This is a genomic window from Stenotrophomonas maltophilia group sp. SKK55, from assembly GCF_057179845.1.
Map to the genome: position 1 here is coordinate 461,767 of NZ_JBXUHP010000011.1, position 26,624 is coordinate 488,390.

At 66.7% G+C, this 26,624-nt stretch carries 21 protein-coding genes and 1 riboswitch; of the genes, 11 read left to right on the top strand and 10 right to left on the bottom strand.

The window, feature by feature from the left end:
- Nucleotides 1-51: 51 nt before the first annotated feature.
- From AC2A1N_RS07040 to metX, 3 genes are read right to left on the bottom strand one after another with little or no spacing between them, the layout of a single operon-like run.
- A complete protein-coding gene (locus AC2A1N_RS07040; protein WP_061478877.1) occupies nt 52-1,119 on the bottom strand; it encodes a homoserine dehydrogenase family protein in 1,068 nt (355 codons plus the stop codon).
- Nucleotides 1,116-2,351 carry an O-succinylhomoserine (thiol)-lyase gene (locus AC2A1N_RS07045; RefSeq protein WP_484371846.1) on the bottom strand — a complete coding sequence of 412 codons (1,236 nt, stop codon included), beginning with the start codon at nt 2,349-2,351 and terminating at the stop codon, nt 1,116-1,118. The genes AC2A1N_RS07040 and AC2A1N_RS07045 overlap by 4 nt, the downstream gene beginning before the upstream one ends.
- Nucleotides 2,348-3,379 (bottom strand): homoserine O-succinyltransferase MetX, encoded by a 1,032-nt coding sequence (gene metX / locus AC2A1N_RS07050; RefSeq protein ID WP_231352252.1) that lies wholly within the window; start codon nt 3,377-3,379, stop codon nt 2,348-2,350. Before metX ends, AC2A1N_RS07045 begins: the two co-directional genes overlap by 4 nt.
- A 77-nt stretch (nt 3,380-3,456) precedes the next feature.
- A riboswitch (SAM riboswitch) is annotated at nt 3,457-3,575 on the bottom strand.
- A gap of 147 nt (nt 3,576-3,722) precedes the next feature.
- On the opposite strand from metX, the gene AC2A1N_RS07055 reads away from it, so the two are divergent.
- From AC2A1N_RS07055 to AC2A1N_RS07070, 4 genes are all read left to right on the top strand, one after another.
- Complete coding sequence (locus AC2A1N_RS07055; RefSeq protein WP_242892148.1) at nt 3,723-4,607, top strand: M23 family metallopeptidase; 885 nt, start codon at nt 3,723-3,725, stop codon at nt 4,605-4,607.
- 66 nt (nt 4,608-4,673) lie between these two features.
- Complete coding sequence (locus AC2A1N_RS07060; RefSeq protein WP_484371849.1) at nt 4,674-6,278, top strand: peptide chain release factor 3; 1,605 nt, start codon at nt 4,674-4,676, stop codon at nt 6,276-6,278.
- Nucleotides 6,279-6,437: 159 nt separating this feature from the next.
- Nucleotides 6,438-7,076, top strand: a complete 639-nt coding sequence (gene trhA / locus AC2A1N_RS07065; RefSeq protein ID WP_005418403.1) for a PAQR family membrane homeostasis protein TrhA — start codon at nt 6,438-6,440, stop codon at nt 7,074-7,076.
- Between the two features lie 82 nt (nt 7,077-7,158).
- Nucleotides 7,159-9,132 (top strand): AsmA family protein, encoded by a 1,974-nt coding sequence (locus AC2A1N_RS07070; protein ID WP_484371851.1) that lies wholly within the window; start codon nt 7,159-7,161, stop codon nt 9,130-9,132.
- Nucleotides 9,133-9,532: 400 nt separating this feature from the next.
- Here the strand turns inward: AC2A1N_RS07070 and AC2A1N_RS07075 are convergent, their stop codons facing one another.
- The 3 genes from AC2A1N_RS07075 to mtgA all read right to left on the bottom strand — a co-directional run bounded on the left by AC2A1N_RS07075 (nt 9,533) and on the right by mtgA (nt 11,754).
- Nucleotides 9,533-9,964 (bottom strand): CBS domain-containing protein, encoded by a 432-nt coding sequence (locus AC2A1N_RS07075; protein ID WP_005418405.1) that lies wholly within the window; start codon nt 9,962-9,964, stop codon nt 9,533-9,535.
- Complete coding sequence (locus AC2A1N_RS07080; protein WP_005418406.1) at nt 9,924-10,943, bottom strand: glycosyltransferase family 2 protein; 1,020 nt, start codon at nt 10,941-10,943, stop codon at nt 9,924-9,926. Before AC2A1N_RS07080 ends, AC2A1N_RS07075 begins: the two co-directional genes overlap by 41 nt.
- A gap of 61 nt (nt 10,944-11,004) precedes the next feature.
- On the bottom strand, nt 11,005-11,754 hold the full coding sequence (gene mtgA, locus AC2A1N_RS07085) for a monofunctional biosynthetic peptidoglycan transglycosylase (protein ID WP_005418407.1): 750 nt from the start codon (nt 11,752-11,754) through the stop codon (nt 11,005-11,007).
- 77 nt (nt 11,755-11,831) lie between these two features.
- Between mtgA and hslO the strand changes: the two genes are divergently transcribed.
- The 3 genes from hslO (at nt 11,832) to AC2A1N_RS07100 (ending at nt 16,945) form a co-directional block, all read left to right on the top strand.
- Nucleotides 11,832-12,725, top strand: coding sequence for an Hsp33 family molecular chaperone HslO (gene hslO / locus AC2A1N_RS07090; RefSeq protein ID WP_484371853.1), 894 nt, complete (start codon nt 11,832-11,834; stop codon nt 12,723-12,725).
- Nucleotides 12,726-12,841: 116 nt separating this feature from the next.
- Nucleotides 12,842-13,690: an XOO1806 family protein gene (locus tag AC2A1N_RS07095; RefSeq protein WP_061478882.1), complete on the top strand. Its 849-nt coding sequence runs from the start codon at nt 12,842-12,844 to the stop codon at nt 13,688-13,690.
- Between the two features lie 372 nt (nt 13,691-14,062).
- Nucleotides 14,063-16,945, top strand: coding sequence for a TonB-dependent receptor domain-containing protein (locus tag AC2A1N_RS07100; protein WP_049412226.1), 2,883 nt, complete (start codon nt 14,063-14,065; stop codon nt 16,943-16,945).
- Between the two features lie 141 nt (nt 16,946-17,086).
- Here the strand turns inward: AC2A1N_RS07100 and AC2A1N_RS07105 are convergent, their stop codons facing one another.
- On the bottom strand, nt 17,087-17,689 hold the full coding sequence (locus tag AC2A1N_RS07105; protein ID WP_005418411.1) for a TetR/AcrR family transcriptional regulator: 603 nt from the start codon (nt 17,687-17,689) through the stop codon (nt 17,087-17,089).
- A gap of 153 nt (nt 17,690-17,842) precedes the next feature.
- Here AC2A1N_RS07105 and AC2A1N_RS07110 point away from each other — a divergent pair, with 153 nt between their 5' ends.
- The 3 genes from AC2A1N_RS07110 (at nt 17,843) to AC2A1N_RS07120 (ending at nt 21,777) form a co-directional block, all read left to right on the top strand.
- On the top strand, nt 17,843-18,760 hold the full coding sequence (locus tag AC2A1N_RS07110; RefSeq protein ID WP_032954411.1) for an alpha/beta fold hydrolase: 918 nt from the start codon (nt 17,843-17,845) through the stop codon (nt 18,758-18,760).
- The gene (locus AC2A1N_RS07115) at nt 18,757-21,234 is read left to right on the top strand and encodes an acyl-CoA dehydrogenase (protein ID WP_061478883.1); all 2,478 of its coding nucleotides are present in this window, start codon (nt 18,757-18,759) and stop codon (nt 21,232-21,234) included. The genes AC2A1N_RS07110 and AC2A1N_RS07115 overlap by 4 nt, the downstream gene beginning before the upstream one ends.
- Nucleotides 21,235-21,309: 75 nt before the next feature.
- On the top strand, nt 21,310-21,777 hold the full coding sequence (locus AC2A1N_RS07120) for a hotdog fold domain-containing protein (protein ID WP_061478884.1): 468 nt from the start codon (nt 21,310-21,312) through the stop codon (nt 21,775-21,777).
- Between the two features lie 477 nt (nt 21,778-22,254).
- Here the strand turns inward: AC2A1N_RS07120 and AC2A1N_RS07125 are convergent, their stop codons facing one another.
- The gene (locus AC2A1N_RS07125; protein WP_061478885.1) at nt 22,255-22,605 is read right to left on the bottom strand and encodes a DUF1304 domain-containing protein; all 351 of its coding nucleotides are present in this window, start codon (nt 22,603-22,605) and stop codon (nt 22,255-22,257) included.
- A 43-nt stretch (nt 22,606-22,648) separates the two neighbouring features.
- Nucleotides 22,649-23,977, bottom strand: a complete 1,329-nt coding sequence (locus AC2A1N_RS07130) for an NTP/NDP exchange transporter (protein WP_061478886.1) — start codon at nt 23,975-23,977, stop codon at nt 22,649-22,651.
- A gap of 286 nt (nt 23,978-24,263) precedes the next feature.
- Between AC2A1N_RS07130 and AC2A1N_RS07135 the strand changes: the two genes are divergently transcribed.
- On the top strand, nt 24,264-25,664 hold the full coding sequence (locus tag AC2A1N_RS07135; RefSeq protein WP_061478887.1) for a serine hydrolase domain-containing protein: 1,401 nt from the start codon (nt 24,264-24,266) through the stop codon (nt 25,662-25,664).
- A 141-nt stretch (nt 25,665-25,805) separates the two neighbouring features.
- On the opposite strand, the gene AC2A1N_RS07140 is transcribed toward AC2A1N_RS07135, so the two are convergent.
- Entirely contained in the window at nt 25,806-26,564 is a 759-nt protein-coding gene (locus AC2A1N_RS07140) for an SDR family NAD(P)-dependent oxidoreductase (RefSeq protein WP_061478888.1), read from the bottom strand.
- Nucleotides 26,565-26,624 lie beyond the last annotated feature (60 nt).

The window sequence follows — 26,624 nt, forward strand, 5'->3', positions numbered from 1 at the left end:
ATCTCGCCAGTAGCAGCCGAGCATGGGCTCGGCTCTACAAGAACTGTGCGCTCAGCCGACGATCCGCAGCACGTCATCCAGCAACGCGGCGGCGGTGACTTCCGCGCCCGCACCCGGGCCCTGGATCAACAGCGGCTGGCGACGGTAGCGATCACTGTGGATGGCGACGCGGTTGTCGGTCCCGGCACCCTGCGCCAACGGGTGATCAGCCGGCAGCTCGCGCAGGCCCACCTGCGCACCCTCACCGTCAACGCGGCCGACGAAACGCAACACGCGGCCGTTTTCGCGTGCCTGCTGCCAACGCGCCTGCAGCGGCGCATCCAGCTGCTCCAGCGCAGCCACTGCGCCCTCCAGCGGCAACGCGGCCAGCGATTCAGGTACCAGTGAATCCACCTGCACCTGCGAAGCATCCAGCGCCAGCCCGCTGCTGCGGGCCAGGATCAGCAGCTTGCGCCGCACGTCCTCGCCGGACAGGTCAAGCCGTGGATCCGGCTCGGTATAGCCGGCCGCCAGCGCCTCGCGCACCGCCGCCGAGAACGGCGACTGGCCGTCGTAACGATGGAACAGCCACGCCAGCGAACCGGACAGCACACCCTCGATGGCATGGATGTGATCGCCACCGGCCACCAGCGCGCGCAGGCTGCTCAGCAGCGGCAGGCCCGCGCCGACGGTGGCGCTGTCGCCATAGCGCGCACCACTGTCTGCGCAGCTTTCGGCAATCGCCTGCGCGCGTGCGAGCTGCGCACCACGGCCCAGCTTGTTGGCGGTCACCACATGCACGCCGCGCGCCAGCCACTGCACGTGACGTGCGGCCACGTCTTCGCTGGCGGTGGCATCGACCACCACATCGCCACGCTCCAGCCCTTCGGTGCTGGCCCACGCCGGCGAACTCTGGCCATCGCGTGGCGCACGTCGAGCCAGTTCCAGCGGCAACGCCAGGTCACGATCAATCTCCAGCGCAGTGCGCGAGTTGGCCAGCCATTGCACGCTGGGCAGTTCCAGCCCACGCGCCCGCAATGCCTGGTAACGCTGCACGAAGGCCGAGCCGACCGTGCCAGTGCCCAGCAGCGCCAGGCGTCCGACGCCCAGCGCAGGAATGTCGGCGGCGAGCGCGCTCATGCATCCACCACCTGTTTGCGGCGTGCGGCCGCATCGATCACGACCTCGGCGCGCTGCAGCGCCGCGCCGAGATCGGCCAGCAGGTCACGCTCGGCCTCGATACCGACCGACAGGCGCAGCAGGCCTTCGCTGATGCCGGCAGCGGCGCGCGCTTCGGCGGTCATCGCCGCATGGGTCATGGTGGCCGGATGCGCGATCAGGCTTTCGACGCCGCCCAGTGATTCGGCCAGGGTGAAACAGCGCAGGCCGTCGACGAATGCGCGCACCGCCGCGTGCGGATCATCACCCGCGCAGTGCGCCAGTTCGAACGACAGCATCGCGCCGAAGCCGCTTTGCTGGCGGGCGGCGATGGCATGACCCGGATGATCGGCCAGGCCCGGGTAGTACACCGTGCCGACGGCCGGATGCTGGTCCAGCAGGGCAACGATCGACGCAGTGTTTTCCTGGTGCACGCGCAGGCGCGCATCCAGCGTGCGCAGGCCGCGCAGGGTCAGGAACGCATCGAACGGCGAACCGGTCAGGCCCAGCGCGTTGCCCCACCACACCAGCTGCTCATGCAGTGCCGGATCGCGCGCGACCACCGCACCACCCACCACATCACTGTGGCCATTGATGTACTTCGTGGTGGAATGCAGCACCAGGTCCGCACCGAACGACAGCGGCTGCTGCAGGGCCGGCGACAGGAAGGTGTTGTCGACCACGACGAGGGCACCGGCCTTGTGCGCCGCATCGATGACGAAGCGCAGGTCGGTGATGCGCAGCAGCGGGTTGGACGGGGTTTCCACCAGCACCAGCTTCGGCTGGGTGGCCAGCGCCTGCGCCAGCGCGCGCGGGTCGGTCAGGTCGGCGGTGACCAGTTCGAAGTGGCCCTTCTTCGCCAGGGCGTTGAACAGGCGCCAGCTGCCGCCGTACGCATCATTCGGCACCACCAGGGTATCGCCCGGCTGCAGCAGCGCGTTCAGCACCAGGTTGATCGCCCCCATGCCGGTGGCGGTGATGACGCCGCCGGCGCCACCTTCCAGTTCCGCCAGCGCTTCACCCAGCAGGTCTCGGGTCGGGTTGCCACTTCGCGTGTAGTCGTATTGGCGCTTGTTACCGAAACCTTCAAAGCTGAAGTTCGACGACAGCACGATCGGCGGCGTGACCGCGCCATGTGCGGTGTCCCGATCGATGCCGGCACGGACGGCGGCAGTGGTGCGACTACAGGACGGCTCGTTGGCGTGCAGGCTCATGCGGACTCTCCAGAGGTGCGGAAGGCGGTGGCGAGGATCGCGTCGATGCGATCGGTTTCTTTGAGGAAGGCGTCGTGGCCATAGGGCGAACGCAGCACGCGCAGGCTGCCGCGCGGGCCCAGCCCTTCGACCAGGCCGACCAGGTCGGCCAGCGGCACCAGGCGGTCGCCCTCCACGGCCACCACCACGGTCGGCGGCAGGATCGCGGCGGGGTCGACACGGTGCAGGTCGATCGATTCGGACAGGCGCAGGTAGGCGGTCACCGGCGTGCGCGCGACGTACTGCGCACCCGCCGCATCGAGATAGTCTTCGGCGGCCACGCGTACGCGGCCATTGATCACCTCCGGCGCGGCGTCGAAGCGCTCGCCGAACTCTTCCGGCGTGCGGTAGCTGAGCATGGCGAACTGCCGGGCCAGGGCCAGGCCGTGGTCTTCACCGCACTGCAGCTGGCCAAGCGCGACCGCGCGGCGCTGCAGTGCACGCCAGGCGGCGGCATACGGGTGCGGGCGATGCGCACCGCTGGCCAGCACCAGCTGGCGCACGCGGGCGCGGTGGCGGATCGCGAACTGCTGGCCGACCAGCGCGCCATACGAATAGCCGACGAAGGCCTTCAGCGTGCGGATGCCGAGATGGTCCAGCAGCAGCGCCAGCGCATCGGCCTGGTCGGCAGTATCGATCGGCACATCCAGTGCACCGTCGGCACCGATGAAATCGAAGGCCAGCACGCGCAGTTGCTGCGGATCCAGCGCGCGGCCGCTACCCACAAGCGCTTCGGCCCAGCCCTTCTCGCTGAACTGTGCGTTGGAGGCCACGTGGCGATGCGCGGAAATGCCACCGGCCAGCACCACCACCGGCGCGTTGGCCGGGCCGACCCACTCATAGCGCAGGCGCACCGGGCTGGGGCCTGCATGACGCATCGACAGCACCGCGGCGAACTCACCGCGCTCGGCGTGCACGCGGTCTGCGACCGGCACGCTGACGGGGACAAAGGGTTCGGGGCGAACGGCGGTACTGGTGGCGAAGCTCATGGCGGGATCCGGTTGGGGAATCGGCCATCGAGCCTTCGCGGGGCCCGCGTTCGAGATGCACGTGGGGTGCATGGTTCGAACCATCTTTCGGTGGACGCCACGGTCCCCGCAGGATTTGGCACCTACGCAGACGCTTGCGCGCCTGCGGGCTGCCCCGGCTTCAAAGGGCCTGTCCCTCTGCCGGTCTCGATGGTGGAGCCACGATGCCAGCCCTTTCCGGCACTGTCAATCCCTTCATGCGGATAAAGCGATAGATATCTCCAGGATCACTCTGCGAGGGCCGTCCCGGTCGCCCCGTTCAGGATCGGGTACAGTCCCGGCGGTCCTCTTGCTGGAAACGCCGATGCCGCGCCTGCCCCTGTCCTGCCTTCTGTTGCCTCTGCTGGCGAGCGCGACCGCATACGCCGGCGACTGGCGCCAGGGCTGGGGACTGGCTCCCCCTTCCGCCCGTGCCACGCGCGCAGGCAGTGCCGAGGGCGCCGCCCCCATGGCCCGGTTGCGCCTGCAGCCGGTCGGTACGCAATGGCAGGCGCGGATCGACAACGGGCTGGCAGGGCCGCTGCAGATCCAGCTGCGCGCCGCCCCCGGACACCCGGTCGAAGGCCTCCCGGTCGAGTCGCTGATCCAGGGCGACAGCAGCCTGGTGGTCGGCCGCCTGCCCGCCCCGATCGATGGCCGCATGCTGGATCTGCGCCTGCAGTCGGTGCCGGGCAACCCGGCCGCGCGGGCCGAAGATGTCGGCTATCGCCTGCCGTTCGATGCGGCCCGCCTGCGTGTAGACCAGGCACCGCAGGGGCGATTCAGCCATGACGACGAGGAGAACCGCGACGCGGTCGACTTCGCACTGCCGGAGGGCACCCTGGTGCTGGCCGCGCGCGAGGGCACGGTGATGCAGATCCAGGATGGCTTCCGTGGCAACGGCCAGGACCGCGAGCGCGATGGTGCCCGTGCCAATTTCATCCGCGTGCTGCACAGCGACGGCAGCATGGCCCTGTACGGCCACCTCCAGGCCGGCGGCATGCGCGTGCGCCGCGGCCAGGCGGTGGGAGCCGGGCAACCGATCGGCCTGTCCGGCAACAGCGGCTACAGCACTGCGCCGCACCTGCACTTCGTGGTGCAGGTCAACCGCGGCATGGGCCTGCGCTCGGTGCCGGTGCGCATCTTCGCCGGGCAGGGCCAGCTGCAGTTCGCCCGCCACGGCGAGGCCGACGGCGGTATCGGGCGCTGACCGGCCCCGGCCGGTATAATCGGGCGCTTATCTCTTTGAAAAGCGCCCCGGGCGGGCGCCACTGCCATGTCCGAAGTCGCCAACGAAGCGTCGCGTCGCCGCACCTTCGCCATCATTTCCCACCCTGACGCCGGCAAGACCACGCTGACCGAAAAGCTGCTGCTGTTCGGAGGCGCGATCCAGATGGCCGGTTCGGTCAAGGGCCGCAAGGCCGCCCGCCACGCCACCTCCGACTGGATGGCGCTGGAAAAGGAGCGCGGCATCTCCGTCACCTCCTCGGTGATGCAGTTCCCGTACGAAGGCAAGATCGTCAACCTGCTTGACACCCCTGGTCACGCCGACTTCGGCGAGGACACCTACCGCGTGCTGACCGCAGTGGACTCGGCGCTGATGGTGATCGACGTGGCCAAGGGCGTGGAAGAGCGCACCATCAAGCTGATGGAAGTGTGCCGCCTGCGCGACACCCCGATCATGACCTTCATCAACAAGCTCGACCGCGAGGGCAAGGACCCGATCGAGCTGCTGGATGAAGTGGAGACCGTGCTCGGCATCCAGTGCGCGCCGGTCACCTGGCCGATCGGCATGGGCCAGCGCCTGAAGGGCGTGGTTCACCTGCTGACCGGCGAAGTGCACCTGTACGAACCGGGTCGCAACTTCACCCGCCAGGACTCGACCATCTTCCCGTCCATCGATGCGCCCGGCCTGGCCGAGAAGATCGGTGCGCAGATGCTGGCCGACCTGCGCGACGAACTGGAACTGGTGCAGGGCGCCAGCCATCCGTTCGATCTGGACGCTTACCGCGCCGGCAAGCAGACCCCGGTGTTCTTCGGCTCGGGCGTGAACAACTTCGGCGTGCAGCCGCTGCTGGACTTCTTCGTCGAGCATGCGCCGTCGCCGCAGGCGCGAACCACCACCGGCCGCGAAATCGCACCGGAAGAGAACAAGCTGACCGGCTTCGTGTTCAAGATCCAGGCCAACATGGACCCGCAGCACCGTGACCGCGTGGCATTCATGCGGGTCTGTTCGGGCCGTTTCAGCGCCGGCATGAAGACCTTCCACGTGCGCACCGGCAAGGAAATGAAGCTGGCCAACGCGCTGACCTTCATGGCCAGCGACCGCGAGATCGCGGCCGAAGCGTGGCCCGGCGATGTGATCGGCATCCACAACCACGGCACCATCTCCATCGGCGATACCTTCACCGAAGGCGAAGCGGTGACCTTCACCGGCATTCCCAACTTCGCCCCGGAACTGTTCCGCCGCGCACGCCTGCGTGATCCGCTCAAGCTCAAGCAGCTGCAGAAGGGCCTGGCCCAGCTGTCCGAGGAAGGCGCGACCCAGTTCTTCCGCCCGCTCACCAGCAACGACCTGATCCTGGGTGCCGTCGGCGTGCTGCAGTTCGACGTGGCGGCCTACCGCCTGAAGGACGAGTACGGCGTGGAAGCCACCTTCGAGCCGGTCAGCGTGACCACCGCGCGTTGGGTCCACTGCAGCAACGAGAAGAAGCTGGAAGAATTCCGCGAGAAGAACGCATTGAACCTGGCCCTGGATGCGGCCGGTCGCCTGGTCTACCTCGCTCCGACCCGGGTCAACCTGCAGCTGGCCCAGGAACGCTCGCCGGATGTGCGTTTCTCGGCCACACGCGAAGCGGCGCACACCGTTTCGGCAGGCTGATGCCACGGGGTCGGATCCCTTTCCGCAAGGAAAGGGCTCTGACCCCGCCGTCGCAACGCAGGGATTCACCCACCATACGGTGACGGGCGTGCACATGCCGCCCATCGCGGCGATGATAGAGGGGCGCGGGTCCCCCTCCCCGCGAACGATGCCTACGCCATGTCCACGACTTCCGTTGCTTCGATCCGCGAAGAAATCGCCAGCGCCCTGACCCACGGCCTCGGTGCCGTGCTCGCCCTGGGCGCCGGCGCGGTGCTGATCACCCTGGCCGCAATCTACAGCGATGGCTGGCAGCTGGCCGGCGCCATCGTGTTCGGCATCGCACTGCTGCTGCTGTACACCGCGTCCACCCTGTACCACGCCATCCAGCACCCGGTCGCCAAGGGCCGGCTCAAAGTGTTCGACCACTGCGCGATCTACGTACTGATCGCCGGCACCTATACCCCATTCACCCTGATCGGCCTGCGCGGCCCGTGGGGCTGGGGCCTGTTCGCCGCGATCTGGACCCTGGCCCTGGCCGGCGTGGTGTTCAAGCTGTTCTACACCGGTCGCTTCAAGCGCCTGTCCACTGCCATCTACGTGGCCATGGGCTGGCTGGTGATCGTGGCGGTCAAGCCGATGCTGGCCTCGATCGACGGCTGGACGCTGGGCTGGCTGCTGGCCGGCGGCCTGTCCTACACGCTGGGCACCTATTTCTACCACCGCGAATCGATTCCCTATTCGCATGCGATCTGGCACCTGTTCGTCATCGGTGGCAGCGTCTGCCACTTCGTCGCGGTCACCATGCAGGTGCTGTAGCACTGGCCCGTGCGCGGCGCGTGCACGCCGCGCACATGGACGCTTCGCGCCCCGTCCACGATGAGGGGGCAACCATGGCAGCGTGAATGCCGCCGCCTCCCCTGCCGCAAAGCGCACGAACCGCTGGCGTCTCCGCCGCCCCGGCCCGCGAGGCCGGCGCTGGTTGACGCTGCTGATCTTCCTGCTCGCGGCGATCCTGGTGCTGATCGCGCTGTGGGACTGGAACTGGTTCAAAGGCCCGGTCGAGCGCGCCGTGCAGGCCCGTACCGGCCGTGCACTGCACATCGGCCATCTGGATGTCGACCTCGGCCGAACCAGCACCATCCGTGCCGATGCGATCACCTTCGCCAATGCCGGTTGGGCGAAGCAGCCGAACATGGCCACGGCCGACCGCGTCGAGATCGACGTGCGCGTGTGGCCCCTGCTGCGCGGCAGCGTGCAACTGCCGGAAGTGCGCTTGACCCGACCGGACGTGCTGCTGGAAACCGCCCCACGCAAGGGCGAGCCGGGCAACTGGGACTTCCTCGGTGACAGCGCTGGCGGCACCAGCCCGCAGCTCAAGCGCCTGCGCATCGACGACGGCCGGCTGCAGTTCCTCGACGCACCGGGCCGTACCGACATCCGCGTGGGCGTTCGCAGCGGCCAGCCGAAGCAGGCCGATGCCTCGCCGCCGCTGCGGGTGCAGGGCAAGGGCCACTGGCAGGGCAACCCGTTCACCCTGCAGGGCGGAACCGAATCACCGCTGGAACTGACCAACAGCGACCACCCGTTCCGCATCCACCTCGACGGCCGCGCCGGCGCTACCCACGCGGTGGCCAGTGGCACGCTGACCAATCCGTTCCAGCTGCGGGTGTTCGACCTGCAGTTCGCGCTCAGTGGCCAGGACCTGGCCGATCTCTACCCATTGCTCGGCATCGCCATCCCGCCCTCGCCGCCCTACGCGCTGAACGGACGCCTGAAGCGCGACCACGACGTCTGGCGTTACGACGGTTTCACCGGCAAGGTGGGCGACAGCGACCTCGGTGGCAGTCTTCAGTTCGAGGTGGGCCGCGACCGTCCACGGCTGACCGCGACGCTGGAATCCAGGCGCCTGGACTTCGATGACCTGGCCGGCTTCGTCGGCGCGCCACCGAAGACCGGCGGCGGCGAAACCGCCAATGCGGAGCAGAAGGCCGAAGCCGCGCGGGTGGCCGCGCGCGCGCGCGTGCTTCCGGACACGCCCTACAACCTCGGCAAGCTGCGTGCGATGGATGCCGATGTGCGCTGGAAGGCCCACCGCATCAACGCACCGTCATTGCCATTGGACGACATGGACGCCCATCTGCTGCTGGATGACGGGGTGCTGCGGCTGGCCCCGCTGAACTTCGGCGTCGCCGGCGGCGATATCCGCAGCACCATCCGCATGGACGCACGCCAGCCGCAGATCAGCACTGCGCTGAAGGCGAGCGTGCGCGGCGTTCAGCTGGGCCAGCTGTTCCCCGATGCCAAGCTGGCCGAACAGGCCAAGGGCGGCATCGGCGGTGAGGTGGACCTGAGTGGCCGCGGCAATTCGATCGCCGCAATGCTCGGCAGCAGCAGCGGCGAGGTCGGCCTGGCGATGGGCCGTGGCCATGTCGGCAACCTGGTGATGGAGCTGGCCGGCCTGGACATCACCGAATCGCTGAAGTTCCTGGTGACCGGCGACAAGCAGATTCCTCTGCGCTGCGCCTTCGCCGACTTCGGTGTGCGCGACGGCCTGATGACCAGCCAGGCGCTGGCGGTGGACACCACCGACACGATCCTCATCGGCGAAGGCACCGTCAGCCTGCGCGACGAAACCCTGGACCTGCTGTTGAAGCCGCGCCCGAAGGACAGGAGCATCCTGGTACTGCGCTCGCCGCTGCACGTTGCCGGCACGTTCAAGGACCCGTCGTTCCGCCCGGACTTCAAAGCGCTGGGCATCCGCGGAGCGGTGGCCCTGGCACTGGGCAGCATCGCCCCGCCGGCAGCCTTGCTGGCGACGATCGAGCTGGGACCGGGCAAGGACGCCGACTGCGGTGGGCCGTATGCGAAGTAAGGTTACAGCGTTGTTCGCGGCGCCTCTTTTCCCGCGCGTAGAGCCGGAGCAAGGCTGCGGACAGTTTCCTGCGCGCGGAACGAGAGCGAAATTCAAAGTCAAAAGAAAAAAGCAAAGTCAAAAGCTGTTGCCAACCAAGGTTGGCGGCTACCAAAGGCGAGGCACCACGCATGTGCGCACCGCGCTCGCAGGAACGTGTCCAGAGGCGGAGGGTGCGGCTGGGCAGGACCGTGAGGCGCATGGATGCGCCGATCGAGCCCCCATGGATGGGTTTACGGCGTGTCCTGCCCAGCCGCACCCTCCGCCTCCCAACGTATCAGGAAGGCGCTGTTTTGGCTTTGGCTGTGGCTTTGAGCTTCGAAAAGCGGACCGGCGGGCCGCAGGCCCGCCAGCGACACCCTCACCCGGCAACGATGTACTGCTGCAGTTGATCCAGCTCCCGCCGCTGCGCATCGATCACCGACTTCACCAGGTCGCCGATGGAGATCACCCCCAGCACCTGCGCGCCCTCCACGACCGGCAGATGGCGGATGCGATAATCGGTCACCAACTGCAGGCAATGCTCCACCTGCTCGCCCGGCGACACCGTCACCACCTGCGACGTCATGATCTCTGCCACCGCCGTATCGCGCGAAGAGCGATCACGCAACACGATCTTGCGCGCGTAATCACGCTCGGACAGGATTCCCACCAGCCGCGGGCCGTCCATTACCAGCACCGCACCGATGCCCTTTTCCGCCATCAACCGGATCGCATCGATCACCGCCGCATCCGGCGCGACCGCATGTACTTCAGGAGACTTGCCGTCCAACAGTTGCCGTACCGTGGTCATCTGCCTGCCCTCCCAGGGTGGGTTGCGGGACCGAGTCTGCCACGGACGATGCTAGCCAGGCGTCAACCAGGTACAACGGCCGCTGCTTGGACTCCTCGTACAGCCGCCCCAGGTACTCGCCGATCAGGCCAAGCGCGATCAGCTGCACGCCGCCCAGGAACAGGATCACCGCCATCATCGTCGGCCAGCCCGCCACCCGGTCGCCATACAGCGCCGCCTTCACGATCACCCACAGGCCGAACACGAAAGCGACGGCCGCGGTTGCCAGCCCGAGGTAGGTCGCCGCCCGCAACGGCACGGTCGAGAACCCGGTGATGCCTTCGAGGGCGAAATTCCACAGCCGCCACAGGCTGAACTTGCTGCTGCCGGCCACACGTGCGTGGCGGTGGTAGGGCACGGCGATCCGCTTGAATCCCACCCAGCTGAAAAGTCCCTTCATGAAGCGGTGGCGCTCGCGCATCCCGCGCAGGGCGTTCAGCGCGCGCGGTGACAGCAGGCGGAAGTCCCCGGTATCGGCCGGAATCGGTGTCCGCGACAGGCGGCCCATCACCCGATAGAACATCGCTGCCGTGGCCCGCTTGATCCAGGCCTCGCCATCGCGGGCCATGCGCGTGCCATAGACGTTGTCATGCCCTTCGCGCCAGCGCGCGACGAACTGCGGCACCAGCTCCGGCGGGTCCTGGCCGTCGGCATCGAGGATCATCGCCGCACCCTCGTGCACCAGATCCAGGCCGGCGGTCAGCGCCGCTTCCTTGCCGAAGTTGCGCGACAGCTTCAGCGCCGATACGCGTGCATCGGCCTGGGCCAGCCCGGCGATCACGTCCCAGGTGCGGTCATGGCTGCCGTCGTCCACATAGAGGATGTGACCGTCGATGTCGGGCATGCCGTCGAGCACCGCGCACAGCCGTGGATGCAGCAGCGGCAGTGCCAGGGCCTCGTTGTAGGCGGCGATGACGAAGGTAAGCCGTTCGCGGGTCATGGCCGGATTGTACGTTGCCGGCACGTGCCCGGCCCGTCGCCTGCCAATTGCAGCGCCGGGCTCAGTCCTCCGACAGATAGGACGCACCACCCAGCTGGCGCGCCTGGCGTTGGATCCACGCGGCCCGCCGCTGCACATACGGCCCAGGCTTTGCCGCGTTGTAGCGACGCGGTGCCGGCAACACCGCGGCCAGGCGCGCGCTCTCGGCCGGACTCAGCCGGGCCGCGTCCTTGCCCCAGAATTTCTGCGCTGCCGCTTGCGCGCCATACACACCATCACCGAATTCGGCAATGTTGGCGTACATCTCCAGGATCCGCTCCTTTGGCCACAGCGCCTCGATCAACACCGTGTACCAGACTTCCAGGCCCTTGCGGATCCAGCTGCGGCCCTGCCACAGGAACAGGTTCTTGGCCACCTGCTGGCTGATCGTGCTGGCGCCGCGCAGGCGCCCGCCCCTGGCGTTGTGGTCGCGCGCCTTTTCGATGGCCTGCAGGTCGAAGCCGTTGTGGTCGGGGAAGCGCTGGTCCTCGGCCGCCACCAGCGAGATCGGCAGGCTCGGTGCCATCTGGTCGAGGTCGCGCCACTGGTAATGCAGCCGATAGGACCAGTCGGCCTCGCCCAGCGCCTCGCCATAGCGCCACAGCATCACCATGGACACCGGCGGGTCGATGAACCGCAGCACCAGCACCTGCAGACAGCTGAAGGCGGCCAGCAGCACCGGCAGCCACAGCAGCCGCTTCCAGCGCCAGCGTCGCCGGCGCGGCGCGGCGACCACGGCCTCTACCTTGTGCTGCTCTCCCGCTGCCCCCATTACTGGTGCATCCTTCTTCTGTCTGGTTGTCGGCGCATTATCCGGCAACCGCCCCCGTTTACGCGCGATGTGAGCCGATGACCGCCAACCCCGATTCCCTGATCCGTTTCCTGCTCCCCGACGCCGGCGTGCGTGGCGTGCATGTGCACCTGCAGGCCACCTGGCAGGAAATCCTGTCCCATGCCGCCTACCCGGACGCCGCTGCCGAACTGCTTGGCGAGGCCTGCGTCGCCTCGGCGCTGTTCACCGGCCACACCAAGATCGACGGGCGCCTGTCGGTGCAGCTGCGCAGCAGCACCGCGCTGCGCACCCTGTTCGCCGAATGCACCGCCGCCGGCACCCTGCGCGGTATCGCCCAGCTCAGCGAGGGTGGCGACGCACCGCGTGACCTGTCCCGCCTCGGTGATGACGCAATCCTCGCCATCACCATCGAGAACCCCGGCCTGGACCCGCGCGAGCCGCAGCGCTACCAGAGCCTGGTCGCGCTGACTGCGCCGGAACTGAACGAGGCCTTCGAGGACTACTTCCGCCAGTCGGAGCAGCTGCCGACCCGCCTGCTGCTGGCGGCCGACCGCAACGGTGCCGCCGGCCTGCTGCTGCAGAAGCTGCCCGGCGACGAAGGCGACGAGGATGGCTGGGCCCGCGCCAGCGCCCTGTTCGAAACCCTGGGCAAGGCCGAACTGCTGGCGACCCCGGCCGAGCAGCTGCTGCACCGCCTGTTCCACGAGGAGCGGCCGGAACTGCTGGGCGACAAGCCGCTGTCCTTCGCCTGCTCCTGCTCGCGCGAGCGGGTGGCTGGCATGCTGCAGTCATTGGGCGAGGACGAAGCCCGCGCGGCCGCCGAGGCCACCGGCGCCGTCGAGGTGCGTTGCGAATTCTGCGGGCGTGAGTATCACTTTCCATTGACGGAGTTCGGCATACTGTTCCACGGCGCCCAGGGGGCTGTAGCGGCGCCTGAACGACTTCAGTAAACGGCAGTCTTGTACCTGGGGAGGATCAAGGCTTGTTAAGAATTCATAAACACCCTAGGATCGAGTTCCCGTCCCCACGGGAACTTCCGTTGTCCGTCCCTGTCTGAACTGGTCCGATGCGTACCTTCCTGCGTCTACCGCTGGCCCTGCTGATCGCCCTTGGCGCGATCACGGGCGTGCATGCGCAGAGCAAGGACACCCGCACCGTGTTGCCGGTATGGAACAAGGGCAGCGGCAAGGTCGAGGCGCTGCTGTACCTGGAGCCGACCGGCGAACAGGCAGCCGGCGCCCGCTGGCATTTCGGCCGCAATTCGCTGGACGCAGCCTTTGGCCTGTCCTCCGGCGATTCGCTGGGCCTGCTCTGCAACAGCAGCAGCGGCACCAGCATCAGCGGCCTGGCCAGCCATTGCATGCTGGCCAGCCTGGGCGACGAGGATGATCTGAACAGCCGTCGTTTCAGTGGTACCGCCGCGTTGAACCGGGGCAACAGCCGCTTGGGCATCACTGCCGGCACCGGCCGTGAAACCCTGCCCGCCTGGTTGTCGGGCCCGAACAAGACGCCCTCGCTGCGCGCCGAGCAGAACGATCTGACCGTGTTCGCGCAGAAGAACATTGGCCGCGAAGGCTTCGTCTCCATCGCCGGTACCTACGCCAAGGCACGCCTGGTACCGTTGGCCGACGCTTCGCCGGCCATCGTCGATCGCTGGGACAGCAAGAGCCTGAGCATCGGTGCCGGTTACGGCAACTTCACCGGCAGCATCATCGGCCGCGTGGTCGACGTGCCGGGCAAGCCCGGCAAGTTCGAAGGCCTGGGCATCGGCCTGACCTGGCGTACCCCGTGGTCCGGCCAGCTGACCGTCGGCGCCGAGAACGTGATCAGCCGCGGCAAGAATCCGTTCTCCCCGCGCAACGAAAGCAACGACGACGGCACCGTGCCGTACGTGCGTTACGAACAGGATCTCTGATCCCCTCAGTCAGGTTCAGCAACGACATTCCCGAAGGCGCCGAAAGGCGCCTTTTTGCATCTGCGTGCCAGCCTCGCACTCGCATGAGCGGTATCGACCGCAGAGCGTATCGACATATTGGGATACATATCAGTCGAAACTTTTTTCATCATTCTGCGTTAACAAACGAGGCAGATCAGCATGACCATACCAGCAACCCGTTGATTGGGCTGGAAAAAGCGCTTTTTTACCAAAATCACAGACTTCATTAACACAGCTTTAATTCTTGGCGAACGCCCGTTACTATCGGGTCAGCCTCGCGATTTGGGAGCGCTTTTTCGCTCCCCCGCCGGGCATTAACCCCAGCCAAGATTTCTTGGAGAGAGAGAGCCAATGAAACTCAAGTCCAGCCAGCTGCGTGACGCAGTTGTGATCGCGCTTGTCGCCGGTGCCACCACCGCGACGGCCCACGCCCAGGAAGCCACCAACCTCGACCGCATCGAGGTCACCGGTTCGCGCATCCGTCAGGTCGATACCGAAACCGCCCAGCCGGTGTTGAGCCTGAGCCGCGCCACCATCGAAAAGAGCGGCTTCAAGACGGTTGCTGACGTGCTGCAGAACATTTCTGCCGCCGGCAGCCCGGCCATCAGCCGTTCCGAACCGCTGTCCTCCGGTGAAATGGTCGGCGGCTACTACATCGACCTGCGCAACCTGGGTGCACAGCGCACCCTGATCCTGGTCGACGGCAAGCGCCTCGGCGCCAGCGTCAGCGGTTATCAGGACGTGTCGCAGATCCCGTCGGCGATCGTCGAGCGCATCGACGTGCTGAAGGACGGTGCTTCCTCGGTGTACGGTTCCGATGCCATGGCCGGCGTGATCAACATCATCACCCGCAAGAATTTCGAAGGCCTGGAAGTCAACGCCTACACCGGGCAGTACAGTGAAGGCGACGGCCAGAAGCAGAGCGCCGATTTCGTTGCCGGCTTCACCGGCGATCGCGGCTCGATCACCATCGGTGCCGAGTACTCCAACGAAAAGGCGGTGTGGGCAAAGGACCGCTGGTTCTCCGAATCGTCGCGCACCAATCGCCATCCGACCGCCGGCTGGACCTCGGTCAGCCAGTGGGGCTCGGTGTTCGACCCGACCGATCCGGACGCACCGTCGCTCACCCTCAACCGCGGCGGCAATCCTTACAACGCGGCGGACTTCCACGAAACCGACCTGACCCCGATCACCGGTGACGTAAGCAACTCCAACCAGCAGATGCAGCTGCTGACCCCGACAAAGCGTCGCAGCGTATTCGCCAACCTGCAGTACGACCTTACCGACAATGTCCGTTTCAGCGGTGACCTGCTGTACACCCGCCGCGAATCGGAAGCGCAGGTGGCCGGTTACCCGCTGCAGTCCGAAGCCTACGCCAACCTCGGTTCCATCTGGTCGGCCGACAGCTACTACAACCCGTTCGGCCAGGATATGGCGTATGTCCGCCGTGGCTGGGAAGTGCCGCGCGTTTCCAACAACAAGCTGACGACGTTCCGCTTCAGCGGCGCGCTGCAGGGCTCGTTCCAGTTCAATGACAAGTACTTCGACTGGGAAGCCGGCTACCTCTACCAGAACTCCGAAAACAACCAGAGCCAGACCGGCAACTACAACGTCCTGGCTGCCAACGCCGCCACCGGGGCCTCGTTCTACAACCCGGCAACCGGCCGCGTGGAGTGCGGAACCGCAGCGGGCCTGGCTGCGGGCACCAACCCGGCCTACGGCCCCGGCGCCGGCGGCTGCATCCCGTGGAACCCGGCCATTCCGTTCGGCCGCACCGGTGATGGCGGCTTGACCGGCAATCCGGACCTGCAGCAGTTCCTGTTCCCGACGACGCACAACGTCGGCGAAACCACGATGACGTCCTACTACGCCAACATTGCGGGCAGCATCCTGACCCTGCCGGCAGGCGACCTGGGCTTCGCACTGGGTTACGAGTACCGCGAGGAGAAGGGCAACTTCAATCCGGACGCGCTGTCGCAGTCGGGTTACTCCACCGACCTGGCGGCTGGCCCGACCGGCGGCAAGTACGACGTCAATGAAGTGTACCTGGAGCTGAACGTACCGATCCTGGCCGACCTGCCCGGTGCCAAGGAACTGAGCCTGAGCGCAGCCACCCGCTTCTCCGACTTCAGCACCTTCGGCAACACGACCAACAGCAAGTTCGGCCTGAAGTGGCGCCCGATCGATCAGCTGCTGGTTCGTGCGACCTACTCCGAGGGCTTCCGCGCGCCGACCATCGCCGACCTGTACGGCGGCAGCTCGCAGTCCTTCGAGTACTTCACCGATCCGTGCGATACCTCGTTCGGTCTGGCCGCAACCGACGCCGCCACGGCCCAGCGATGCGCTGCCGCCCTGGGTGCCCTGGCCCCGAACTTCCGCCAGCTGAAGCAGGGTTACGTCCCGGCTGAAGGCCCGGATGAGCAGAGCCCGGTGCCGTTCACCTCCGGCTCCAATCCGAACCTGACTCCGGAAACGTCCAAGTCCAAGACCGTTGGCCTGGTCTGGAGCCCGACCTTCGCCCCGGGCCTGAACCTGAGCCTGGACTGGTTCAACATCAAGATCGAGAACACGATCGTTTCCGATACCCCGACGGATCAGCTGAACGACTGCTACGTTCTGGGCATTGCTGAGCGCTGCAGCACCTTCACCCGTGACGCCACGCTCGGCTACGTCAACAACCTGACCTACGGCAGCCGCAATGCCGGCTTCATCGAAACCGAAGGCTTCGACTTCGATGCAAGCTACCGCTATGCGACCGACACCTGGGGCAGCTTCAACTTCAACCTGCAGAACACCTACGTCACCAAGAACGTTCTGAAGACGGCCAATGATGACTCCCCGGTGCAGATCTACAATGGCTTCGGCAGCAACTTCCGCCTGCGTTCGAACCTGACCGTTGGCTGGGAATTCGGCGACTTCGGCATCACCTGGGGCACCCGCTACTTCTCCAGCGTGAAGGAGCGTTGCTACTACGCCACCGAGTGCTCGCTGCCTGACTACGGCTCGCCGGATCCGGCTCGCAACCAGGCGCAGAACAAGCGCGGCGCCACCACCTTCCACGACGTCCAGTTCTCCTGGAACGCGCCGTGGAATGCGACCATCGCGGTCGGTGCACGCAATGTGTTCGACCACTACGGCCCGCAGATGTACTCGGCGCCGAACTCGCAGTACTCCTACTACGGCGGCTACGACATCGGTCGCCTGATCTACATGCAGTACAAGCAGAAGTTCTGATCGGGAACCCGATCAGCTGATGCAGCAACGGCCCCGAAAGGGGCCGTTGTTCTTTGCGCGCCATGGACGGGCGCTGGCCAGCGCACAACAAAAAAGGCCGCAGCATCGCTGCGGCCTTCCTTCGAGATCATTTCCGGGCGCTCATCCGTTCGGGATCAGCGTCTCGATCAGGTGCTCGACGTAGGCCTCGAAATCCTCGCGCGCCTGCTTGGGCTGCTGCAGCTGCAGCGACAACTGCAGGAAGCCGACATACGCGGCGTACGCAAGGCGTGCGCGATGACGCGCATCGGTCGAGCTGAGGCCGGCCTGGCGGAACGAGGCGACCAGATAGTCGAGGCGACGCTGCGAGACCCGGTCGATCACCGGCCGCACCATCGGATGATCCAGGGCCTTCAGCAGCTCGCTGTAGATGATGTGCGGCTGCACTTCATGCGCCACCATCTGGAACAGCTGGCGCAGGCGCACGCGCGGATCCGGTACGTCTTCCAGGCTGCCGAACACCTGTTCCTGTTCGAACAGTTCCCAGCGTTCCAGCGCCGCCTGCAGCAATGCATCGCGTGAAGGGAAATGCCAGTAGAAACTGCCCTTGGTAACGCCGAGCCGCCGTGCCAGCGGCTCTACCGCGACGGCGCCGACACCTTGTTCAGCAATCAGATCGAGGGCCGCCTGGGCCCAGTCTTCGGCACTCAGGCGGCTGTTGCGGCCGGCGCGCGGTTCGCCGGCGGAAGCGTCAGGTTGATTCATGGACTGATTTAACCATACGCCGGGGTTCGTTGCAGTACGCGGTTGCGGTCGAAACCGTCGCAGGCCCGTCGGAAGGGTCCCTCCACGCGCGTTCTGCAACGCACCATACCATGCAGTATTGACTTCCCCTCGAAGCTCTCCATACTAGCAAGTATGGTTATGTCCCCCACTCCCGCTGCGTTCCATGACCTGCGCCTGGACGCCGCCCATGGCGCCCGCCTGGCGGCGACCGTCAGCGACCATGGCCGGCGCGGCCGGGTCCTGTTTGCCCATGGCTTCGGCCAGACCCGCCACGCCTGGAATGCCACTGCCCGCGCACTGAACGCGGCCGGCCTGCAGACGCTGGCCTACGACGCCCGCGGCCATGGCGATTCCGACTGGAATGGCGCCGATCTGCCCTATCACGGCGAACAGTTCGCCGACGACCTGATCGTGTTGGCCGGCGAACAGCCGCGCCCGCCGGTACTGGTTGCCGCTTCGATGGGTGGCCTGTTCGGCCTGCTGGCCGAGTCGCGCTGGCCGGGCCTGTTCTCGGCCATGGTGCTGGTCGACATCACCCCGCGCTGGGATACCGCGGGTGTCGAGCGCATCCTCGCCTTCATGACCGCCCATCCCGACGGCTTCGCCTCGCTGACCCAGGCCGCCGACGTGATCTCGGCCTACATGCCGCACCGGCCGCGCAAATCCGAGCAGTCGCTGCGTGCGCTGCTGCGCGAGGATGGCCACGGGCGCTGGCGCTGGCATTGGGACCCGCGCCTGGTGGCCGAGCTGGCCCGCGACAGCGAACAGCACCAGGACGCACTGGCCGAGGCCGCACGCCAGGTGAAGTGCCCGCTGCTGCTGGTCAGCGGCGGCCGCAGCGACCTGGTCACGCCGCAGACCGTGGCCGAATTCCTGGCGCTGGCGCCGCATGCGCGCCATGTACAGCTGCCGCAAGCGACCCACATGGTCGCCGGCGATGACAACGACGCCTTTACCGCTACTGTGTTGGACTATCTGGACGTGTTGCCCGCAGCGGACGCTGCGGCTTCGTCCGCCACAAACGAGCACGTCACCGGAGCACGCTCATGAGCATCGTTCTTCCCTTCCTCGCCCTGCTGCTGGCAGGCGCGTTCGTCGCCTACCACCGCATGCGGCTGGTTACCTGGACGCTGATCAGCGTGGCCCTGCTGGCCGCCTGCTGGTTCATTCCCTACGTCAACCAGACCGCCACCATCGTCGCTGCGGCGGTGCTGGCGGTGATCGCCGTGCCGCTGCTGCTGCCGTTCATCCGCAAGCCGCTGCTGACCGGCCCGATGATGAAGGTGTTCCGCAAGGTGCTGCCGCCGTTGTCGCAGACCGAGCGCATTGCGCTGGAAACCGGCTCGGTCGGTTTCGAGGGCGAGCTGTTCACCGGTGACCCGGACTGGAACATCCTGCTCAACTATCCCAAGCCGCAGCTGACCGCTGAAGAACAGGCCTTCCTCGATGGCCCGGTGGAAGAGCTGTGCACGATGGTCAACGACTGGGAAATCACCCACGTCCACGCCGACCTGCCGCCGGAGCTGTGGGCCTTCATCAAGAAGAACAAGTTCTTCGGCATGATCATCCCGAAGGAGTACGGCGGCCTGGGCTTCTCCGCGCTGGCCCACCACAAGGTGATCCAGAAGCTGGCGTCGGTGTCTTCGGTGGTCAGCTCCACCGTCGGCGTGCCCAACTCGCTGGGCCCGGGTGAGCTGCTGGTGCACTACGGCACCCAGGAACAGAAGGACCAGTACCTGCCGCGCCTGGCCGATGGCCGCGAAGTGCCCTGCTTCGGCCTGACCGGTCCGTTCGCCGGCTCCGACGCCACTTCGATCCCGGACTACGGCATCGTCTGCAAGGGCGAGTGGAACGGCGAGCAGGTGCTCGGCGTCAAGCTGACCTTCGACAAGCGCTACATCACCCTGGCTCCGGTCGCTTCGCTGATCGGCCTGGCCTTCCGCATGTACGACCCGGATGGTCTGATGGGCGACACCCGCGACATCGGCATCACCCTGGGCCTGCTGCCGCGCGACACCGCCGGCGTCGAGATCGGCCGTCGCCATTTCCCGTTGAACTCGACGTTCCAGAACGGCCCGATCCGCGGCAAGGACGTGTTCATTCCGCTGACCCAGCTGATCGGCGGCGCAGCCATGGCCGGCAAGGGCTGGAACATGCTCAACGAGTGCCTGGCCGTGGGCCGCTCGATCACCCTGCCGTCCACCGCCAGCGGCGGTGCCAAGGCCGGTGCCGCCGTGACCGGCGCCTATGCGCGCATCCGCAAGCAGTTCGGCCTGTCGGTCGGCCGCTTCGAAGGCGTGGAAGAGGCGCTGGCCCGCATCGGCGGCAAGGCCTACAAGATCAGCGCGCTGTCGCAGGCCACCGCCGCGGCGGTCGATCGTGGTGACGTGCCGTCGGTGCCGTCGGCGATCGCCAAGTACCACTGCACCACCATGAGCCGCGAAGTGATCTCGGACATGATGGACGTGATCGGCGGCAAGGGCATCATCCTGGGGCCGCGCAACTTCGCCGGCCGCAGCTGGCAGGCCGCGCCGATCGCGATCACCGTGGAAGGCGCCAACATCATGACCCGCAGCCTGCTGATCTTCGGCCAGGGTGCGATCCTCTGCCACCCGTGGGTGCTCAAGGAAATGAAGGCCGCGCAGGATCCGGATACCCGTGCCGGCCTGCAGGAGTTCGACCGCAGCCTGTTCGGCCACATCCGCTTCGGCATCTCCAATGCCGTGCGTTCGTTCTGGTTCGGCCTGACCGGCGCGCGCTTCGGCGCCGCCCCGGGCGACGCCTACACCCGCCGCTACTTCCGCAAGCTGGACCGTTACTCGGCCAACCTGGCGCTGATGGCCGACATCTCGATGATGACCCTGGGCGGCAAGCTGAAGTTCAAGGAATCGCTGTCCGGCCGCCTGGGCGACGTGCTGAGCCATGTCTACATGACCAGCGCCATGCTCAAGCGCTACCACGACGAAGGTGCACCGCAGGCCGACCAGCCGCTGCTGGCCTGGGCCTTCCATGACAGCGTGCACAAGATCGAAGAGTCGCTGTCGGCCGCGCTGCGCAACTTCCCGATCCGTCCGATCGGCTGGCTGATGTGGGCGCTCATCTTCCCGTTGGGCCGTCGTGCCGAGGCTCCGGGTGACCGCCTGAGCCGCCGCGTCGCCGCCCTGCTCATGGCCCCGAATGAGGCCCGTGACCGCCTGGCCAATGGCGTGTTCCTGACCCCGTGCGAGAACAACCCGGGCGGCCGCATCAACAGTTACCTGAGCAAGGCGATCATGGCCGAGCCGGTGGAGCGCAAGTTCCTGAAGGCACTGAAGAGCAAGGGCATCGAGGCGCTGGACTTCAAGAGCCAGCTGGACGAAGCCGTGGCCGAAGGCGTGATCACCCAGGACGAGCGCAGCCTGCTGGAAGAGCTGCGTACGCTGACGCTGGATACCATCACCGTGGACGACTTCGACACCCACGAACTGCGCGCGGCCAGCTACTACGACCGCCAGCACAAGGACCCGCATTCGCAGGCGGCCTGATCGCCCGCGACACGCGTTGCCTCGACGGCGGGCCTTGGCCCGCCGTCGCTTTATCCGCCGACCGGAATCCTCCTCATGTCCACGCCCCTGCTCTCGCTCTACAACCGCCTGCAGCGCTGGCCTGCCGGCAACTGGCTGTTCTCGCGCGCGGTGTGTTTCAAGGCGCCTTACTTCGCCAGCATCGCGCCGCGCATCACCCGCCTGGAACACGGCCGCTGCGAAGGTACGCTGGCCGACCGCCGCAGAGTACGCAACCACATCGGCACGGTGCACGCGATCGCGATGTGCAACCTGGCCGAACTGACCGCCGGGTTGATGGTCGACGCATCGCTGCCGAAGGGCATGCGCTGGATCCCGAAGGGGATGCAGGTGCAGTACCTGGCCAAGGCGCGTGGCACGCTGCAGGCGGTGGCGCTGCCGGCACAGCCTATTGTTGTCGCGGCCGAGGGCTATGCGCTGCCGGTGACGGTGAGCGTGCGCGACCGTGCGGGCACGGAGGTGTTCAGCGCGGTGATCGACATGTGGTTGTCGCCGGCAAAGTAGTGTTCCGGCGAACGGCGCAGCCCCTCGTGGGTAGACGAAGCATGCGGTTTATCGGTTGGGCCGGAGGGGTGGGGCCGGGCGGGGACGCCGCAAGTACGTCCGTGTAGGCTTAGCCGCGCCATCCATGGCGCGGATACCCCGCCCGACCCCACCCCTCCGGCCTCGGACGGATCTCTGCGGCGTCTACCCACGCAAGAGAAAAAAGAAGAGCAGAAGCAGAAGCAAGAGCGGCCCACCGGCCGCTTTTTGCTGTTGCTGTTGCTCTTGATCTTCTCTTTCTTCTCCGTGGGCTGGCCGCACACGGAACCTGTCAGGGGTGTGGCGGGTGGGCCGTGCAGGGGCGTTGGCGCCATGGATGGCGCCATCGAGCTTACATGGACGTACTTGCAGCGTCCCCTGCACGGCCCATCCGCCACACCCAACACATGACCCGCTCTACGCGACCAACCCACGAGGGGCTGCGCCGTTGGCTGGAAACTACGCCAGCGTGCGAAACACCAACGCCAGGATCGCCGGCACCGCCTGGATCATGAAAATGCGGCGGCTGACGCTGTAGGCGCCATAGCACCCGGCCACCACCACGCAGGCCAGCGAGAATGTCACCAGCACCGGCTGATCGATCACCAGCCCCACCACGATGCCTGCTGCCAGGAAGCCGTTGTACAGGCCCTGGTTGGCCGCCAGCACGCGCGTGATCTCTGCCTTCTCCGGCGTGTTGCGGAAGGTCTTCAGGCCCAGCGGGCGGGTCCACAGGAACATCTCAAGTGCCAGGAAATAGACGTGCAGCAGGGCCACGAGCAACGTCAGGATGAGTGCGATCCAGTACATGGGCGGTTCCTTGGACAGGGATGGGGGGTCGGAGCCCGGGAAATCATCGGTCGCGCGGCAGTTTCTTTTCTTCGCGCAGTACACCGAACGCGGCTGCGGTCATGCACGCGGCCACCAGCATGCCGCCGATGAACACTACGTGCGAGCCGAACAATGACAGGCCCTTGTGCACCCAGGCAAAGCTCAGGTCCGCACCGCGGTAGACCACGGTGTCGATCGCTGCGCCGGCCTTGTAGCGCCACTGCCGGTCCACGCGCGTGTAGATTGTCTCGCGCGCCGGCTTGGCCAGTGCGAATTCGCTGGCCCGGGTCATCACCTGCACTACCGCGACCATCAGCGGCATCGGCGAGGCCGCCAGCACCGAGAAGCCGATCAGGATCGCGAAACCGGGAATCAGCAGCGCCGGGGCGATTCCGTGCCGGGACAGCAACCAGCGGGTCAGGCCCAGCTGCATCAACAGCGCCAGCGCATTCACTGCCAAGTCGATGCGCGAGAAAAACGCGGTGCTGGCTGCGGGGTCAGTGAACGCCGCACGCACGATCGCAGCCTGCTGGTTGTAGAGCAGCGTCCCCACGCCCACCCCGAACACCACCATGATCGCCAGCCAGCGCAGCAGCGGCTCGCGCACGATCAACTTCAGGCCGTCCAGCACACTGCCGCCCATCGGCTGCTCGCCGGACACCAGCTGCTGCTCGCGTTCGCGCAGCACCGCCCAGTGCCGCAGCCGCCAGATGCACAACAGGCACACGACCAGGAAAGCTGCGGAGACCAGCATCAGGTTGGCGATGCCCACGCTCTGCACCAGCGCACTGGTGATGATCGGACCAAGGAAGGCACCGACGGTGCCCGCCGCGCCAATGTATCCATAGAAGGCCCGGGCCTGCACATTGGAGAACACATCGGCCATGAAGCTCCAGAACACCGCCACCGCGAACAGGTTGAAGACGGTGATCCAGAAGAAGAAGGCCATGCCGCGGCCAGGCACGCCGCTGTCGAACATCATGTAGAAGCCCAGCAGGGTCACGATGAAGAACCCATACACCGCCGGCAGGAACACCCGTCGCGGGAAGCGGCTGACCAGCCAGCCGTACACCGGCTGCAGTACCAGCATGATCACGAACACGCAGGAGAACAGGAACTGCAGGACGAAGTCCTTCAGCGCGATGCCATGGCTGGCAAACCAGGCGATCAGCATCGGCGGGAACACGGTCTCCAAGTCGGCCGAGGCAGCCATCGCCTCACGCACCGGGCGCAGCACGTAGTAGCCACTGAGCAGGCAGAAGAAGTACAGGAACGACCACCACAGCGCCGGCGACTCACGCAGTGCCGCCGTCAGCCCATGCAGCGGCCCCTTGCCCTTCACCGCGCTCACGCGGCGTCCCTCGCCAGAAGACGGCGGTTGGACAGCGGCATGGCAGGCTCCGGGGGCGGTGAAGCGCGTACGTTAGCCAATGCACTGCAACATCGCCAGCAGCAGCCACGCAGAAGGCTGCAACGCAGTGTCACGGCCCCACCCATACGACACGTTCCGATACATGCCTTCAGGGCGTCAAAATTCCAACTTTTTCAACGAGATGCGCATTCATCTTCGCTTTGTTTGTGCACAAGGGAAAAGCGGCGCTAGAATCGCCATCAGCAGTCGCGCACGGGTCCAACCGATGAAAAAGAACAGCCTGCGTCGCCCGATCCGTTCGGCGGCCACCGGTTTGCTGGGCATGCTGATGCCCGTTGCCTTGTCCACCACCGCGCAGACACCGCCGGCATTGCCGCCGATGCCGACCAACATCGAATCCGCTGCCGGTCCCACTGTCGCCCACACCCAGCCGGCGGCCTACCGCACCGGCCTGGTGCCGCGCGTGCAGGCCCCGGCGCCCGGCTTCAACGTCGCCAACATCGAATCGATGGCGCAGCAGCTCACCTATGGCGAACGCGTGCCAGGCATGGCCGTGGCGATCGTGCAGGGCGGTCGTATCCTCAGCGCGCGCGGCTATGGCGTCACCGACGTCAACAATCCGCTGCCGGTCGATGCGCACACCGTGTTCCGCCTGGCCTCGCTGTCCAAGGCCTTCGCCGGCACCATGGCCGGCCTGCTGGTCAACGACGGCACGCTGCGATGGGACAGCAAGGTCACCGACTACGTGCCGGGCTTCCGCCTGAACTCGCCGGAAGCCACTGATCGCCTGACCGTAGCCGACGTGCTCAGCCATCGCGTCGGCCTGCCGTACAACGCCTACGACCGCGACATCGAGGGCAACGCCGAGTACTACGCGCTGACCCAGAAACTGGCCAACACCAGCCTGAAGTGCCTGCCGGGCGACTGCTATGCCTACCAGAACGTGGCCTTCAGCCTGATCGGCGATGTCGTCTACGCGGCCTCCGGCAGTTTCTACGAGCAGTCGGTCGAGCGCCGCATCTTCAAGCCGCTGGGCATGAACGATGCCAGCCTCGGCCTGGCCGGCATCCAGGCCAGCTCGCGCTGGGCGCGTCCTCACGTGCGCAGCCGCAACGGCTGGGTCTCGCTGACGCCGAAGCCGACCTACTACCGGGTGGCCCCGGCGGCCGGCGTCAATGCCAGCGCCAGCGACATGGCGCAGTGGCTGCTCGCCCACACCGGGCACCGCCCTGACGTGCTGCCGGCACCGCTGCTGGCCACCCTGCATTCGAGCCTGATCAGCACCCCCGGCGAGATGCGTTCGGGCTGGCGCCGCGAGCGCCTGCACTCGGCCGGCTACGCCCTGGGCTGGCGCACCTTCGACTACGCCGGCCACGACGTGGTGTTCCATGCCGGTGCCGTGCAGGGCTATCGCGGCCTGGTCGCGCTGGTGCCGGAACGCGATCTGGGCATCGCCATCATGTGGAATGGCGAAAGCAGCCTGCCCAGCGGCCTGCTGCCGACCGTGCTCGACTCCGCGCTCGGCCTGCCGGCGCAGCGCTGGCTGGACGTGGACACCGACTTCGGCAGCGACAACCTGATGGCCGAGGGCGCCAGCCCGGCGCAGCAGGACAAGCGCAAGGGCAAGGGCGCCTCGGGCAATCGTGCGGTGGCGTCGCCGCACTGATCAGGCGGGCTCGATCGTGTGTGCGAAGGGCGGCCTGCGGGCCGCCCTTTTTGTTGTTGTGTAGAGCCGAGCCGTGCTCGGCTGAGCGGAATTCTGGCGCAAGGCGGCCGAGCATGGGCTCGGCTCTACAGCTCCGCAGCATTAGTGCGCGAAGTAGTGCATGCCGCCGTCCACCGGAATCACCGCGCCTGTGATGTAGCCGGCCAGCGGCGAGGACAGGAACGCCACCAGTGGCGCCACCTCCTCGGGTTCACCGAAGCGTCCGATCGGGATGTTGCTGGCGATGAACGCACGCCGGCTTTCCTCGGTGGGATGCAGGCGTTCCAGGATCTGCGCGCTGTTGATGCGCCCCGGTGCAATCGCATTCACCGTAATGCCCTGCCCGGCCACCTCCGACGACAGCCCCTTGCTCCACAGATGCAGCGCCGCCTTCGCCGCAGTGGCCGCGTTCACCGCACGCGGTTCCATCGAACCGCTGAAGTTGATCACCCGCCCCCATGCCTGCGCCTGCATGCCAGGCAACAGCGCCTGGGTCATCCGCCGCGCGGCGGAAAAGTTCAGGGCGATCGCTTCCTCCCAGACATCATCATCGGCATCGACGCTGGTCGGCCGGGAGCCCCCTGCGGCGTTGACCAGGATGTCGACGCGTTGCAATGCCTCCCGGGATGCCTGCGCGATGTACCGGACGTCACCGGCCACGGTGACATCGCCGGCCACGATGACCGGTGCCACGCCGCCTTCGGCTTCGATCCGCGCCGCCAGCGCCTGCAGGGGTGCCCGCTGCCGTGACGTGATGGCAACGCGCACGCCCTGGGCCGCCAGCTGCCTGGCGACGGCGGCACCGATGCCGCTGGCCGCGCCCGTCACCAAAGCGGTACGGCCTGCAAGATTCAAATCCATGGTGTTCTCCTGTCCGCATGGCCGGCCAATCCAGCCCTTGCACGACATGCTGTTTGATCA